At 67.8% G+C, this 14173-nt stretch carries 14 protein-coding genes; 9 read left to right on the top strand and 5 right to left on the bottom strand.

The annotated features are described in order from the left end of the window. Window positions 1-80 precede the first annotated feature (80 nt). Window positions 81-1112, bottom strand: coding sequence for a lipid II:glycine glycyltransferase FemX (locus QRT08_RS04310; protein WP_286044678.1), 1032 nt, complete (start codon window positions 1110-1112; stop codon window positions 81-83). Between the two features lie 55 nt (window positions 1113-1167). Next, entirely contained in the window at window positions 1168-2058 is an 891-nt protein-coding gene (locus QRT08_RS04305; protein WP_286044677.1) for an NAD-dependent epimerase/dehydratase family protein, read from the bottom strand. A gap of 120 nt (window positions 2059-2178) precedes the next feature. Here QRT08_RS04305 and mvk point away from each other — a divergent pair, with 120 nt between their 5' ends. The 5 genes from mvk to QRT08_RS04280 all read left to right on the top strand — a co-directional run bounded on the left by mvk (window position 2179) and on the right by QRT08_RS04280 (window position 8303). Beyond that, window positions 2179-3162, top strand: a complete 984-nt coding sequence (gene mvk, locus QRT08_RS04300; protein WP_286044676.1) for a mevalonate kinase — start codon at window positions 2179-2181, stop codon at window positions 3160-3162. Continuing rightward, window positions 3159-3884, top strand: coding sequence for an isopentenyl phosphate kinase (locus QRT08_RS04295; RefSeq protein ID WP_286044675.1), 726 nt, complete (start codon window positions 3159-3161; stop codon window positions 3882-3884). Before mvk ends, QRT08_RS04295 begins: the two co-directional genes overlap by 4 nt. 212 nt (window positions 3885-4096) lie before the next feature. Beyond that, window positions 4097-5443 (top strand): ribonuclease J, encoded by a 1347-nt coding sequence (locus QRT08_RS04290; protein WP_286044674.1) that lies wholly within the window; start codon window positions 4097-4099, stop codon window positions 5441-5443. Then, complete coding sequence (gene idsA3 / locus QRT08_RS04285; protein ID WP_286044673.1) at window positions 5443-6537, top strand: geranylfarnesyl diphosphate synthase; 1095 nt, start codon at window positions 5443-5445, stop codon at window positions 6535-6537. The genes QRT08_RS04290 and idsA3 overlap by 1 nt, the downstream gene beginning before the upstream one ends. A gap of 47 nt (window positions 6538-6584) precedes the next feature. Beyond that, on the top strand, window positions 6585-8303 hold the full coding sequence (locus QRT08_RS04280) for a glutamate--tRNA ligase (RefSeq protein WP_286044672.1): 1719 nt from the start codon (window positions 6585-6587) through the stop codon (window positions 8301-8303). 1 nt (window position 8304) lies between these two features. Here QRT08_RS04280 and QRT08_RS04275 read toward each other — a convergent pair whose 3' ends face one another. The 3 genes from QRT08_RS04275 to QRT08_RS04265 form a co-directional block, all read right to left on the bottom strand. Beyond that, window positions 8305-8472, bottom strand: coding sequence for a DUF8014 family protein (locus QRT08_RS04275; protein WP_286044671.1), 168 nt, complete (start codon window positions 8470-8472; stop codon window positions 8305-8307). Continuing rightward, window positions 8465-10684 (bottom strand): tRNA(Met) cytidine acetyltransferase TmcA, encoded by a 2220-nt coding sequence (gene tmcA / locus QRT08_RS04270; protein ID WP_286044670.1) that lies wholly within the window; start codon window positions 10682-10684, stop codon window positions 8465-8467. The genes QRT08_RS04275 and tmcA overlap by 8 nt, the downstream gene beginning before the upstream one ends. A 190-nt stretch (window positions 10685-10874) precedes the next feature. Beyond that, the gene (locus QRT08_RS04265; RefSeq protein WP_286044669.1) at window positions 10875-12104 is read right to left on the bottom strand and encodes an MFS transporter; all 1230 of its coding nucleotides are present in this window, start codon (window positions 12102-12104) and stop codon (window positions 10875-10877) included. A 355-nt stretch (window positions 12105-12459) separates the two neighbouring features. Here QRT08_RS04265 and rpl7ae point away from each other — a divergent pair, with 355 nt between their 5' ends. From rpl7ae to ndk, 4 genes are read left to right on the top strand one after another with little or no spacing between them, the layout of a single operon-like run. Continuing rightward, window positions 12460-12822 (top strand): 50S ribosomal protein L7Ae, encoded by a 363-nt coding sequence (gene rpl7ae, locus QRT08_RS04260; RefSeq protein ID WP_286044668.1) that lies wholly within the window; start codon window positions 12460-12462, stop codon window positions 12820-12822. Between the two features lie 11 nt (window positions 12823-12833). Next, window positions 12834-13058, top strand: coding sequence for a 30S ribosomal protein S28e (locus QRT08_RS04255; protein ID WP_286044667.1), 225 nt, complete (start codon window positions 12834-12836; stop codon window positions 13056-13058). Further along, entirely contained in the window at window positions 13058-13498 is a 441-nt protein-coding gene (locus QRT08_RS04250) for a 50S ribosomal protein L24e (RefSeq protein WP_286044666.1), read from the top strand. The genes QRT08_RS04255 and QRT08_RS04250 overlap by 1 nt, the downstream gene beginning before the upstream one ends. Continuing rightward, entirely contained in the window at window positions 13495-13959 is a 465-nt protein-coding gene (gene ndk / locus QRT08_RS04245; protein WP_286044665.1) for a nucleoside-diphosphate kinase, read from the top strand. Before QRT08_RS04250 ends, ndk begins: the two co-directional genes overlap by 4 nt. Window positions 13960-14173: the final 214 nt, after the last annotated feature.

Here is a 14173-nt window from a genome sequence, read left to right as displayed (position 1 = left end):
AGGTCATACGCCCATGACCGACAGTATGAGTCGACGGTACACCCGTCGTCGAACCCGTTCGGGCGATCGCAGCGATCGTATCAGAGGCTGATCTGTCGACGGATCGGCGGGCCGATCACTCTCGTCACCGATAGCGGGAGGCGCTCCCAGACGTCCTTGACCCGGTCGTACTTCTCGTCGTCGGGGTTCGGAAGCTCCGTCGACCCGTTCGGGAAGTAGTGGTAGTCGTCGAACCACGCCTTCTCACCGCCCCAACTCTTCTTGAAGTTGTAGACGCCGGTCCCCTCCCGGGTCCGTCCCATCGTGTACGTCGAGTAGCCCGCCTCGCAGGCGTGTTCGATGCCGTTCCACAGGAGGAGGCTCCCGCCCTGCAGGTCGCGGTACTCGTAGTCGGTGACCCCACCCCAGTCGAAACACCGGTCGCCGTAGAGGAACCGTATCTGGCCGTTGATCAGGTGATCGTCCTTGAGCGCGAGTTCGACCACCATGTGGTCGCCGAGGCCCTCCCAGAGTCGCGTGAAGAACGAGAACGAGTGGGGCGGACTGCCGAACGCCCGCATGTTCTTCAGGTACAGGTCGTAGTACCGCTTCAGGTCCTCCCTCGAGGTCCCCCGTCGATACTCGACGTTCTCCTTTCGGGCCTTGCGGACGTGCGTTCGGTTCGACCCGTCGAGCGCGCTCCACACCTCCTCGGGATCGTCCGACAAGGGAATGTCGAACGTGACGAAGCGGTTCTCCCTCTCGAAGCCGGACGGGTCGCCGAGGTCACGTCCCCGAAGGCTGACGAAGTCGACGCCGAGTTCGTCGGCGAGGTCGCGGACGGGTTCGAGCAGGAGGTCTGTCGCCGCCTCGGGGGCGTCCTCCCGGCTCACGACCGAGCCGTAGGCGCTGTAGGGCATCGAGACGAGTTGATCGCCGAACAGTCGACTCTCCATGTAGACGAGGGGTACGCAGGCGAGCAGGTCCCCGTCCTCCTCGACGGCGAGGCGATAGGTCCGATGGCCACACGCCTCACAAAGTTCCCCCCACGCCCACCCATCGAACACCGGGCCGTTGTTCCCCTCCACGAACCCCTCCCATCGATCCGAATCTGTCACGCGGATGACTCTCATCGTGTTTGGAATCCAACGCCTTCCTATAAATATACTGTCGTTGCGACTCGGCGGGTCAGGCCAGCGTCCGGAGGCCGTCCTCGAGCGTGACCGTCGGTTCGTAACCCAGGTGTTGTCGGGCCTTTTCGATCGCCGCACGGCTCCGGTCGACGTCCCCGGCACGGCCCTCGGTGTGGACGATCTCCGAGTCGGACCCCGTCACGTCCCGGATCGTCCGCGCGAGGGCGTCGATCGTCGTCGTCTCGCCGGTGCCGACGTTGTACGCCTCGCCCACGCGGTCGGTCTCCATCGCCAGCAGGTTCGCCTGTGCGACGTCGTCCACGTGGACGAAGTCCCTGGTCTGGGAGCCGTCGCCGTGGACCGTGATGGGCTCGTCCTCGAGCGCCTGTCGGAGGAAGACGCTGATGACGCCGCTGTAGTCGCCGGCGGTCTGTCGCGGGCCGTAGACGTTGAAGTAGCGAAGCGCGACCGTCGGCAGGTCGTAGAGGTCGTTGTAGACGCGGGCGTACTGGTCGACGCTCAGCTTCTCGATGCCGTAGGGGGACTCGGGGTCCTTGGGCATGGATTCGGGGATCGGTACCGACTCGGGTCGGCCGTAGATCGCCGCACTGGAGGCCAGCACACACCGGACGTCGTGTCTCCGTGCGGCCTCCAGCAGCGAGAGGGTCGCGTCGACGTTGACCGCGTGACTCCCCGTCGGGTCCTCGACCGACCGGTCGACGCTGACGCTCGCGGCCTGATGGAAGACCACGTCCGCCCCGCCGACGACCTCGTCGAGACGGCGCTCGTCGCGGACGTCCCCCTCGACGACGCGCGCCGAGGGGTGGACGTTCGCGCGGCGGCCGCTCGAGAAGTCGTCGAGGACGGTGACGTCGTGGTCGGAAACGAGCGCGTCGGTCAGGTGACTGCCGATGAAACCGGCCCCGCCGGTGACGAGTACGTTCACGGTGCAACCCCACCGTCAACGAACAAAAATGTGTCGGTGATTGACATTTTTTCGAAACGGGGTCGGCTGAGAGATAGCCGAACCTGTACGTATAAACGGCGTCGTTGACCACGTTTCCACATGATCACCGCAAGCGCGCCGGGGAAGGTCTACCTCTTCGGCGAACACGCCGTCGTCTACGGGGAGCCCGCGGTGCCGTGTGCGATCGCCCGGCGAGCGCGGGTCTCCGTTCAGCGCCGCGGGGACAGCCGACTGCGCGTCCACGCCGAGGACCTCTCGCTTGACGGTTTCACCGTCGAGTACAGCGGCGAGACCGACGCCACGCCCGACGTGGACGTGTCGACCGACCTCGTCGAGGCGGCGATGGGCTACGTCGACGCGTCCATCGAGCAGGCCCGCGAGGCCGCCGACGCGCCGGACGCGGGCTTCGACGTCACGGTCGAGAGCGAGATTCCCCTTGGCGCGGGACTCGGCTCCTCGGCGGCCGTCGTCGTCGCCGGGATCGACGCCGCGACCCGCGAACTGGGCGTCGAGTTGGGTACGAACGAGATCGCCGACCGGGCCTACCGCGCGGAGTACGAGGTTCAGGAGGGCCAGGCCTCGCGGGCCGACACGTTCTGTTCAGCTACTGGAGGAGCGGTCCGCGTCGAGGGCGATGACTGCCGGTCGATCGAGTCCCCGGACCTCCCGTTCGTCATCGGGTTCGACGGCGGCGCGGGCAACACGGGCGAACTCGTCGCGGGCGTTCGGGAACTGCGCGAGCGCTACCCGTTCGCGGCGGACACGGTGAAAACGATCGGCGACATCGTCCGACAGGGTGAGCGGGCGCTTGAGGAGGCGGACGTCGCGGAACTCGGTACCTTGATGGACTTCAACCACGGCCTGCTCTCGGCGCTGGGGGTCTCCTCGCGCTCGCTCGACCGGATGGTCTGGGCCGCCCGCGACGCGGGTGCCCACGGCGCGAAGCTCACGGGCGCGGGCGGCGGGGGCTGTATCGTCGCGCTCGACGAGACGGAGGAGACCGAGACGGCGCTGCGGTTCACGCCCGGTTGCGAGGAGGGCTTTCGCGCCGAACTCGACGACGAGGGGGTGCGCGTCGAGTGATCGTCCTCAAACTCGGCGGGTCGGTGATCACCGACAAGGATCGCGAGGAAACGGTCGACGAGGACCGTCTCGGGAGCCTCGCGGGTGCGATCGCGGGTCGCGGGGACCTCGTCGTCGTCCACGGCGCGGGGAGTTTCGGCCACCGCTACGCGGCGAAACACGGCGTGTCGGTCACCGAGGGAACTCACGACGGGGCGGCGGTCCGGGAGATCCACGCCTCGATGGAACGACTGAACGAGCGCGTGCTGTCGGCGCTCGGAGCTGAATCCGTCCCCGCAGTGCCCGTCGATCCGCTCTCGGTCGCTCACCGGACGCGAGACGGAGAACTGTCGCTCCCGCTCGACGGGATCGAGACGATGCTTGCCGAGGGGTTCGTCCCGGTGTTGTACGGCGACGTGATCTCCCACCGCGGCGAGGGCGCGACGATCGTCAGCGGCGACGAACTCGTCGTGGCGCTGGCCGAGGGACTGGACGCCGATCGCGTGGGACTCTGTTCGGCGGTACCGGGCGTCCTCGACGACGCGGGCGGGGTGATCCCGGAGATCGGGAGCTACGACGAGGTCGCGGCGTATCTCGGCGAGAGCGAGTCGACGGACGTCACTGGAGGGATGGCCGGAAAGGTGCGGGCACTCTTGGAACTCGGCGTTCCGGCGTCGATCTTCGGACCGGATGCGCTGGCGGAGTTCCTCGCCGGCGGGGCTCCGGGTACGCGGATCGACTGAGGGGCGGTTCCGCGACGAACCCACGCTCTTTATACGGCCGGGGGTCATAGCGCCACGCAACGAAACCCGCGGGTAAATGCGGCGTCGCCGCATGCGGGAACTCGAAGCGATCGGGACCTGTCGACTCACGGCTGTAAGACGCCGGGGCCGTCCGCGGCTTTCAGTGAGCACGTTCGCCACTCTGTGGCTTTGAATGCTCGGAGAATCCAACTATGGAAATCGAAATCGCAACGATCGGCGGCTACGAGGAAGTCGGGCGGCAGATGACTGCCGTCCGCGCTGGCGACGACGTCGTCATCTTCGACATGGGGCTGAACCTGTCGAAGGTCCTCATCCACGACAACGTACAGACCGAGACGATGCACAGCCTCGACCTGATCGACATGGGCGCGATCCCGGACGATCGCGTGATGTCCGACATCGAGGGCGACGTTCAGGCGATCGTCCCGACCCACGGCCACCTCGATCACATCGGAGCGCTCTCGAAGCTCGCACACCGGTACAACGCCCCGATCGTCGCGACGCCGTTCACGATCGAACTCGTCAAACAGGAGATCGAGGACGAGAACAAGTTCATGGTCGAGAACGACCTCCAGACGATGGAAGGCGGCGAGACGATGGAGATCGGCAACGGGCTCGAACTCGAGTTCGTCCACGTCACCCACTCGATCATCGACGCGATCAACCCCGTGCTCCACACGCCCGAGGGAGCGATCGTCTACGGGCTCGACAAGCGCATGGACCACACGCCCGTGATCGAGGACCCCATCGACATGGAGCGCTTCCGCGAGATCGGCCGCGAGGGCGAGGGCGTCCTCTGTTACATCGAGGACTGTACCAACGCGAACAAGAAGGGGCGCACGCCCAGCGAGTCGGTCGCCCGACGGCACCTGCAGGACGTCATGACGAGCATCGAGGACTACGACGGCGGGATCGTCGCGACGACGTTCTCGAGCCACATCGCCCGCGTCAAGTCGCTCGTCGAGTTCGCCCGGGAGATCGACCGCACCCCGATCCTGCTCGGCCGGTCGATGGAGAAATACTCGGGCACCGCAGAACGGCTCGGCTTCGTCGACTTCCCCGAGGAAGTGGGGATGTTCGGCCACCGGAAATCCGTCGACCGGACGTTCAAGCGCATCATGAACGAGGGCAAGGAGAACTTCCTGCCCATCGTGACGGGCCATCAAGGCGAGCCACGCGCGATGCTCACCCGGATGGGCCGGGGCGAGACGCCCTACCAGCTCGACGACGGCGACAAGGTGCTGTTCTCGGCGCGCGTCATCCCCGAGCCGACGAACGAGGGCCAGCGCTACCAGTCCGAGAACCTGCTGCAGATGCAGGGCGCGAGAATCTACGACGAGATCCACGTCTCGGGTCACCTCTGTCAGGAGGGCCACTACGCGATGCTCGACGCGCTCCAGCCCCAGAACGTCATCCCGGCCCACCAGAACATGAAGGGCTACTCGGGCTACGTCAACCTCGCCCAGAACCAGGGCTACGAGCTCGGACGTGACCTCCACGTCACGCACAACGGCAACGTCGTGCAGTTGGTCGAGTGATGACCCACCCCGAGGCACGGTCGGTGACGGAAGCGGTGGCGGAACGCCGCGAGCGGGTCAACCGGGCGATCGAGGCCGAACTGCCGATCGCCCGTCCCGAACGGCTCTACGAGGCGTCTCGCTACCTGCTGGACGCGGGGGGAAAGCGGCTCCGACCGGCCGTCCTCCTGTTGACCGCCGAGGCGCTCTGTGACGTCGAACCCCTCTCGACGGACTACCGCGAGTTCCCGACGCTTGACGCGAACGCCGGACGTGGTTCCGCGAACGACGCGGACGGAACGCGCCGAGCGCCCGCGACGATCGACGTGATGCGCGCGGCGGTGGCGATCGAGACCATCCAGTCGTTCACGCTGATCCACGACGACATCATGGACGACGACGACCTCCGCCGTGGCGTCCCGGCGGTCCACCGCGAGTACGACCTCGAAACCGCGATCCTCGCCGGGGACACGCTCTACTCGAAGGCGTTCGAGATCATGCTCGAAAGCGGGGCACGACCCGATCGGGGATTGGAGGCGCTTCGGACGCTCGCGCGCACCTGCACGCGGATCTGCGAGGGGCAGTCGTTCGACGTCGAGTTCGAGCACCGTGACGACGTGGGCGAGGCGGAGTACCTGGAGATGGTCGAACTCAAGACGGCGGTGCTCTACGGGGCCGCGGCGAGCGTCCCCGCGACCCTGTTGGGGGCCGACGACCGAACGATCGAGGCGGTCTACCGCTACGGGATCGACATCGGCAAGGCGTTCCAGATCCAGGACGACGTGCTCGACCTGACGGTGCCGAGCGACGTGCTCGGCAAGCAGCGCGGCAGCGACCTCGTCGAGGGCAAGCGGACGCTGATCACGCTCCACGCCCGCGAGCAGGGGGTCGATCCCGACGCGCTTGTCGACGCGACCGACCCCGAGGCGGTCTCGGAGGCGGAGATAGACGCGGCGGTCTCGCGGCTCGAATCCGTGGGCAGCATCGCGTACGCCCGCGAGGCGGCGGAGTCGCTCGTCCGCGAGGGGAAAGACGAACTCGGGGTGCTGCCCGAGAACGAGGCCCGGGACCAACTCGAAGCGGTCGCGGACTACCTGATCGAGCGCGGCTACTAGGGCGGCGATCAGTTTCCTTTTCACCCGGTCGCGCGAACCGGCCGGTAATGGATCAGGAGCTCCGAGAACGGATCGAACGGGAGGCCGAGAAGCACGCGCTGATGAACGCCGTCAAGCACGGGGGCGAGGCCGACGTGGGCGCGATCATGGGCCCGCTGATGGGCGAGAACCCCGACTTCCGACCGCACGGCGACGAGGTCCCCGGGATCGCCGCCCCGGTCGCCGCGCGGGTCAACGACCTCACGCCCGAGGAGCGCCGCGAGCGACTGGCCGACCTCGCGCCCGAACTGCTCGATGAGTTGGAGGCCGACGAGGAGGACGACGAGCACGTCCTGCCGGATCTACCGAACGCCGAGGCCTACGACGAGATCCGGATGCGGTGTGCCCCGAACCCGAACGGGCCGTGGCACCTGGGCCACGCCCGGATGCCCGCCGTGATCGCCACCTACAAGGAGCGCTACGGCGGGTCGATGCTGTGTCGGTTCGACGACACCGACCCCGAGACGAAGCGGCCCGACCTCGAGGCCTACGACGCGATCCTCGACGCCATCGAATATCTCGGGTTCGAGGCCGACGAGGTCATCCGCGCCTCCGATCGCGTCGAGACCTACTACGAGCACGCGAGAGATCTGATCGACCGCGGCGGCGCCTACACCTGTACGTGTCCCGGAGAGACGTTCTCCCAGTTGAAGAACTCGGGGAAGGCCTGCCCGCACCGCGAGAGGAGTGTAGAGGAGACCCGAGAGGAGTTCGAGGCGATGGTCGACGGCGAGTACGACGCCGGCGAGATCGTCCTCAGAGTTCGCACCGACATCACCCACAAGAACCCCGCCCTGCGCGACTGGGTCGCCTTCCGGATGGTCGACCGCCCGCACCCCCGCGAGGAGGCCGCCGAGTACCGATGCTGGCCGATGCTCGACTTCCAATCGGGGATCGACGACCACCTCACGGGGATCACCCACATCGTTCGGGGGATCGACCTGCAGGACTCCGCGAAGCGCCAGCGCTTCCTCTACGACTACTTCGGCTGGGAGTACCCCGAGGTGATCCACTGGGGCCACGTCCAGATCGACGCCTACGACGTGAAGATGAGCACCTCGCGGATCAAGGAACTGATCGAGACGGGCGAGCTAGAGGGCTGGGACGACCCGCGCGCCCCGACGATCGCGAGCGTCCGTCGCCGTGGGATCCGCGGCGAGGCGCTCACGGAGGCGATGATCGAACTCGGTACGTCGACCACCGATGTGGATCTGGCGATGAGTACCGTCTACGCCAAAAACAGGGAACGGATCGACGACGCCTCCGATAGGTACTTCCTCGTCCGGGAGGGCGAGCGGGTCGCACTCTCGGGCGAAGGGCCCGACGTGGCCGAACCGCCCCGACATCCCGACCACGAGGAGCGTGGCACCCGCGAGATTCCAGTCGGGGACGCCGCCCTCGTCGAACCCGCCGATCTTCCGAACGAGGGCGAGCGCGTCTGGCTCAAGGGGCTCGGTTGCGTGCGCTATTCGGGCGAGGAGTTCGAATTTACCGGCGACGACATCGACGCCGTGCGGGAGGAGGGCGTCGACGTGATCCACTGGGTGCCCGAGGAGGGGAGCGTCCCCGTGCGCCTGCGGACGATGGACGGGGACGTCGAGGGACGGGCCGAACCCGAGTTCGCCGACACGGAAGTGGATGAGATGGTGCAGTTCGAACGGATCGGCTTCGCGCGGGTTGACCGCCACAGCGATGTCGAGTCGGTGGCCTACTTCGCCCACCCGTAGCCTACTCCCAGTCGGCGTCGTCGAGTGGTTCGGCGACGACGCCCGCTTGCTGGGCGAGCGTGCGAGCGTGGGCAGTGCAGACGTTCCTGTTTTCCTTCCACGGGATGTGCAGGCGGACGGCCGCGGCGCGGTCACAGTCGTCCTCGGCGCAGGTCTCAGTGTCACTCATCGGCGTAGCGGCGCCTCTCTTCGAGCGCCGCCTCTGACCCGTACTCGTCGACCAGCGGCTTGAAGCTCTCGCCAAGAGCCCGCATACACATCCGCGTCGAGACGAACCCCAACTCCTCGGCGACCCCGTCCCACGGACGGCCCTGCAGGACCTTCCGGACGAGCAGGCGCTCCCCTCGGTCGGTGAGCGGCGCCTCGCCGTCGATCAGGTGCGAGACGGCGAGCGGACGAAAGCTCCCCGGCGAGACGTCGAAGGTTCCGGGGCCGTAGGCCGCGCCAGCGACGTGGATCCAGTCGCGCTCGGAGAGGCCGGGGTCGACGGCGGCCTCGACCGACCCCAGGGCAGCACGGACCACGTCCGGATCGGCGTCGTCGAGGGGATCCGAGAGCACCCCCTCGATCCGGTCGGCGAACCACGCGGCGTGTCGGTCGTGCAGTTCGCGCCCCACATCGCTCGTCGGCGAGAGCATGACCGCCGAGTACTCGCCGCTGGCGTCGTTCCTGGTTGTCGAGAGGTGGACGGTCGAAAAGCCGTTTTCCGACCAGAAGGAGAGGAGTTCGGGCGTCGCGCCGTAGCCGACGCCGAGCCAGTCCGCGCTCCGGGAGAACTCCTCGCGCACCTCCGAGAGCAGGCGCGATCCGAGGCCGCGCGAGCGAACGGCGTGGTGAGTGGCGATCCGCAACACCCGCCAGCCCACCGGCCCGCCCGCGCGCTCGTCGCGCAACTGGCTCATCAACAGGTCGGGTATCATGTTCCCGCGGATCCGACCACCGTCGTAGAGGCCCTCCCGAACGTCGGCGGGAAGGTCGCCCTCGCGGGCGAGGAGCGCGACGCTCGCGACGTGGCCGTCGTGGGTCAGCGCGCGCACCGAAAGGTTGGGCGCGTCGAGGAGCCTCGCCAAGTCGTTCGGCTCGGTCCGGTAGTGGGCCGCGACGAGCAGGCCGAACGTCTCCCGGAGGAGTCCCTCGTCGGAAGCGAGAGCCGACCGCGAGAGACGGCGATAGGCGACCGTCCCGGGGGTCGCCTCGGCGACCAGTTGGGCGACGGGCGGACGCGCATCGAGCAACAGGGCGCGAAACGCCCACACCTCGACCGGGTCGCCCGCGGCGTAGCGAATGGGGTCGGCCATCGTTACCGAGCGGCCCTCGTGTCCGCTTTCGTCGAGGCGGTCGCGAAACCTGATCGAAAAGCCGCGGCCCGCGCCCTCGTAGCCGTGGATCGTGGTGACGAAGGCCACCCGACCGGTTTCGAGACAGCGTTCGAGCACCCGCACCGGAAGCGCGGCCGCCTCGTCGACGATCAGCACGTCCGGGTCGGCGTCGGCCGCCTCCACGGGGCGGGCGAAACGCACCCGCCCCCCCGCGGCGGTTTCGAGGCGATACTCGCCCGTTTCGGGCTCCGCTCCGAGCAGCTCGCGCGCGCGCGAGAACACCTCGGCGGCGTTGCGGGCGTCGGGGGCGGTCACGAGTACGTCCGCGCCGTCGGCCGCGAGAGCGCCCGCGGCCAACCCGGCCGCGCTCGACTTTCCCCGGCCGCGATCGGCCTCGATCACGACCGCCCGCCCGTCCTCGCGGAGGGATTCGAGCGCGGCGAGCGCCTCGACCTGATCTCTCGTCAGGCAGGCCTCGTAGGCCGCCCGCGGGAACGCCCGGGTGTCGGGGATCGCTACCCGATCGCGTTCGATACGCGGGGCCGGACGGGTCAACCCGTCGCGCTCGACGTCCCCGCTGTCGACGTTCACGATGGCGATTCCGGGGTGGGCTCCGAGGAGCGTGACGAGGCGCTCGCGGAACCGTCCGGTCACGTCGGCCTCCCCAAACGGCGGGACCGCGAGGCTCGCGTCGAACTCGTCGCGCCGGTCGGGCCAGCCAGCGAGATCGGGCACGAGCAGGACCAGCAGGCCGCCGCCGTCGACGACGCCCGTGAGCCGTCCCAGTGCGTTCGGCTCGAACCGGTCGTGAGCGTCGTAGACGACGACCTCTCGGGTGGTCCCGAGCAGTTCGGCGGTTCGCTTCGGATCGACCCGCTCGCAGGGGAGGACCTCGCGGTCGCTCACGAGGACGGTGTCGGTGACGGCGACCGGCAGGCTATCGAGGGCCTCGCCGAGCGCGTCGATCCCCCGATCGGGGTCCCCCGAGAGGACGAGCAGGCGGCGCTCGTTCGTGGCTCGTGCCTCCGCGAGGAGGGCGGTGGCGACCGCCGGGATGTCCATCACGGGTCCTTCTCCGGGTTCGCCTAAGAGGGTTACTGATGCTGTCGGTCATGGGACGATCGCCGTCGGTGGCACGATTCGACCGACAATAGCCCGGTTCCTCCTCGTCCTGACTGTCTCGGATCCACGCGTATGACCGACAGTATGACCACGTTCCCCGGACGGGCACACCGACTCTGTTCCGGTTCTCTCAGTTCGTGATCCGCGAGAGGACGAAAAACAGCCCCGCGAGGGAGAGGCTCACGACGGCGATGGCGGGGTAGGCGGCGACGACCCCCCACTCGGTCGCGAGCACGCCGAAGACGGCCGGCCCGGAGGCGCTACCGATCGCGCTCGCGGTCTGGATCACCCCGAAGAGGCTGCCGCTGAACTCGCGTTCGGCCTGCTCGGAGATGAGGGCGTTCTTCACGGGAACGCAGGCGTACATCACCGCGCCGATGACGAAAAACCAGACCGCGAGGAAGGCGAAGAGGAGTTCCGCCGGGACATCGCCCGGGAGGCGTGTGACGAACAGCGTCGCGCCGACGAGCAGCGTGGTCGAGAGCGCGGCGACGACGCCGAGCGAGCCCCGGTCGAACCGGTCCGAGAGGCTGCCGGCCCACAGCGACGAGAGGCTCCCGCCCGCGAGCAGGGCGAAGAAGCCGAGGTTTCCGACGGAGGTCGAACCACCGGTCCCGGCAGCGATGTAGGTGGTCGTGAACGTCTGGATCGCCCGGCTCTGCAGCGAGATCAGGACGGTCACGCAGAACAGGACGGCGATCCCTCGCGTAACGGGGACGTCCACGGCCTCCACCGCCGATCGAAGCGGAGCGCGCGGCGAGAACGAGCGACCACCGTCCGAACGCGGACGGGTAGCGTCGTCGGATTCGGGTTTCGACTCCGTTTCGGACTCGTCGAACAGCGGGACGAACGCGAGGGTGACGACGAGTCCGAGGGCCGCGGCCGCTCCGAGCGCGACCCGCCAGCCGAACAGCGCCGCGAGGCCGCCGATCAGGACCGGCGAGGCCATCGTGCCGACCATCCCGCCGAAGCCGAAGACGCCCATCGCCTTTCCCTCCGTGCTCGACGTCTCGACGTCGCTGATGAGCGACATCCCCGTCGGGTGGAACGTACTGCCGCTGATCCCGGCGACGGCCTGTGCGACGAGCAGGGTCTCGTAACCGCCCGCGGTGGCCGCGAGCGCGACCGCGCCGGCCATCCCCCCGAGGCCGGCGACGAGCAGGCGTTTCTTCCCGAGGCGGTCCGCGAGTACGCCCGCGGGAAGCTGGAAGATCGAGTACATGACGAAGAAGACCGTGAGCAGGAAGCCCGCCTGCGCGTAGCTGATGCCGAGATCGCTCACCAACAGGGGGATGATCGGCGGGAGCGCGACCGAGAAGAACTCGTTCGCGCCGTGGGCGAGGCTGATCGAGCCGACCACGCGGGGTCGGGTGACGGCGGTGACGGCGCGGATCGAATCGAGGACGATGCGCCTGGTTCGCTACTGGACCACTAAAACGGTCGGTTCGCGGCGAGTTCGGCGGTTCACGCGGGCGGTCGCGCGGCGGGTCCGATCCCGTCAGGATCCCCGGATCGGCCGGGATAATTGATTTCACCAACGTATTGGATACACGTAACCCCGTGCGTCCGGCTCACACGCCCTCTATCGTTTGAACACGCTTTTATGGGGTGGTGCGCTACTCCAGTCTACAGCCTGCGCGGGGTCATGACGCTCCTAGCCGTTTAGGATCTATGCAGGCAGGGGAGCGAGAGCCCGCGTGCAGGAGGAGATCACAATGCCAGTATACGTCAACTTCGACGTCCCGGCCGACCTCCAGGAGGACGCCCTAGAGGCCCTCGAGGTCGCCCGAGACACCGGTTCGGTGAAGAAGGGAACGAACGAAACGACCAAAGCCATCGAGCGGGGCAACGCCTCGCTCGTCGTCATCGCCGAGGATGTCCAGCCCGAGGAGATCGTGCTGCACCTGCCCGAACTCGCCGACGAGAAGGGCATCCCCTTCGTCTTCGTCGAGACGCAGGACGACGTCGGCCATGCCGCAGGTCTGGAGGTCGGATCGGCGGCCGCCGCAATCGTCGACGCCGGCGAGGCCGAGAGCGACGTCGAGGACATCGGGAAGAAGGTCGAGGACCTCCGCTGAGGTGACAGAGGATGAGTACAGAAGAAGCGACCGACGGATCCACGTCCGCCGAGGTCATCGAGATCGTCGGCAAAACGGGGATGCACGGCGAGGCCATGCAGGTCAAGTGCCGCATCCGCGAGGGCGAGAACCAGGGACGCATCATCACGCGAAACGTCCTGGGCCCGGTCCGCGAGGGTGACATCCTTCAGCTCCGCGAGACCGCCCGGGAGGCCGACTCCATCGGGGGTCAATGATGGTCGAGACACGCACCTGCGACTACAGCGGCGAGGAGATCGAACCCGGGACGGGCATCATGTTCGTCCGGACCGACGGCACCGTGCTCCACTTCGTCGACTCGAAGGCGGAGAAGAACTACTTCCTCGGGCGCGAGGCCCGCGATTTGGAGTGGACCGCTGCGGGACGCGCCGAGAAGGAAGGACGCGCCCGCGCCGCCGAGAAGGCCGGCGCACGGGCCGAATCGACGGCCGCCGCCGCCGGCGAACCGGGCACCGAGGTCGCCGCCACCGAGGAGGAGGCGACGGTCGAAGCCGACGCGGAGACCGCCGAAGAGGTCACCGCCGAGGAGGGCGACGTCGAGAGCGACGACGGCGCGGAACAGGCCGAGACCGTCGAGGACGAGGCCGAAGCGGAAGCGGAGAGCGACACGGACGAGAGCGAGGACCGCGAAGAATGAGCGAAACCGAGCGCACCTTCGTGATGGTCAAGCCCGACGGCGTTCAACGGGGTTTAATCGGCGAGATCGTTTCGCGCTTCGAAGAGCGCGGGCTGAAGCTCGTCGCCGGGAAGTTCATGCGGATTGACGAGGAACTCGCCCACGAACACTACGGAGAGCACGAGGACAAGCCCTTCTTCGAGGGGCTCGTCGAGTTCATCACCTCCGAGCCCGTCTTCGCGATGGTCTGGGAGGGCCAGGACGCCACGCGGCAGGTTCGGCGGATGATGGGCGAGACCGACCCTGCCGATTCGGTGCCCGGCACCATCCGCGGCGACTTCGGGTTGGATCTGGGTCGCAACGTCATCCACGGCTCGGACCACGCCGACGAGGGCGCGAACGAGCGCGAGATAGAGCTGTTCTTCGACGAGGAGGAACTGCTCGACTACGAGCGGGTCGACGAGACCTGGCTCTACGAGTAACGCTGTTTTCTCCGCTGCTGTCGTCGACCACGAGCGAGTGAGCGGCTTTTTGGAGGGGATTTTTCGAGTAGCGCGGGAGTGAAGCTCCCGCGGACCATGCGAACGGCAGCGAAGCCGCCGTGAGCAGAGAGCGGTTCCCGCAGCGCGGCCTACGGCCGCGCGAGGAAACCAGACGAGAAAAAGGTCTCTCAGAACCTTGCGCCAGCGCTCCGTC

This window comes from Halalkalicoccus sp. NIPERK01, assembly GCF_030287405.1.
Taxonomy (GTDB): domain Archaea; phylum Halobacteriota; class Halobacteria; order Halobacteriales; family Halalkalicoccaceae; genus Halalkalicoccus.
This window is presented reverse-complemented; position numbering and strand designations above follow the sequence as displayed.

Bases quoted from the DNA above. Each gene is read 5' to 3' on its own strand.
- QRT08_RS04310 (WP_286044678.1), bottom strand. From the start codon at position 1,112: ATGAGAGTCATCCGCGTGACAGATTCGGATCGATGGGAGGGGTTCGTG.
- ndk (WP_286044665.1), top strand. From the start codon at position 13,495: ATGAGCGAAACCGAGCGCACCTTCGTGATGGTCAAGCCCGACGGCGTT.
- QRT08_RS04280 (WP_286044672.1), top strand. From the start codon at position 6,585: ATGGATCAGGAGCTCCGAGAACGGATCGAACGGGAGGCCGAGAAGCAC.
- QRT08_RS04275 (WP_286044671.1), bottom strand. From the start codon at position 8,472: ATGAGTGACACTGAGACCTGCGCCGAGGACGACTGTGACCGCGCCGCG.
- QRT08_RS04250 (WP_286044666.1), top strand. From the start codon at position 13,058: ATGGTCGAGACACGCACCTGCGACTACAGCGGCGAGGAGATCGAACCC.
- tmcA (WP_286044670.1), bottom strand. From the start codon at position 10,684: ATGGACATCCCGGCGGTCGCCACCGCCCTCCTCGCGGAGGCACGAGCC.
- mvk (WP_286044676.1), top strand. From the start codon at position 2,179: ATGATCACCGCAAGCGCGCCGGGGAAGGTCTACCTCTTCGGCGAACAC.
- rpl7ae (WP_286044668.1), top strand. From the start codon at position 12,460: ATGCCAGTATACGTCAACTTCGACGTCCCGGCCGACCTCCAGGAGGAC.
- QRT08_RS04255 (WP_286044667.1), top strand. From the start codon at position 12,834: ATGAGTACAGAAGAAGCGACCGACGGATCCACGTCCGCCGAGGTCATC.
- QRT08_RS04290 (WP_286044674.1), top strand. From the start codon at position 4,097: ATGGAAATCGAAATCGCAACGATCGGCGGCTACGAGGAAGTCGGGCGG.
- idsA3 (WP_286044673.1), top strand. From the start codon at position 5,443: ATGACCCACCCCGAGGCACGGTCGGTGACGGAAGCGGTGGCGGAACGC.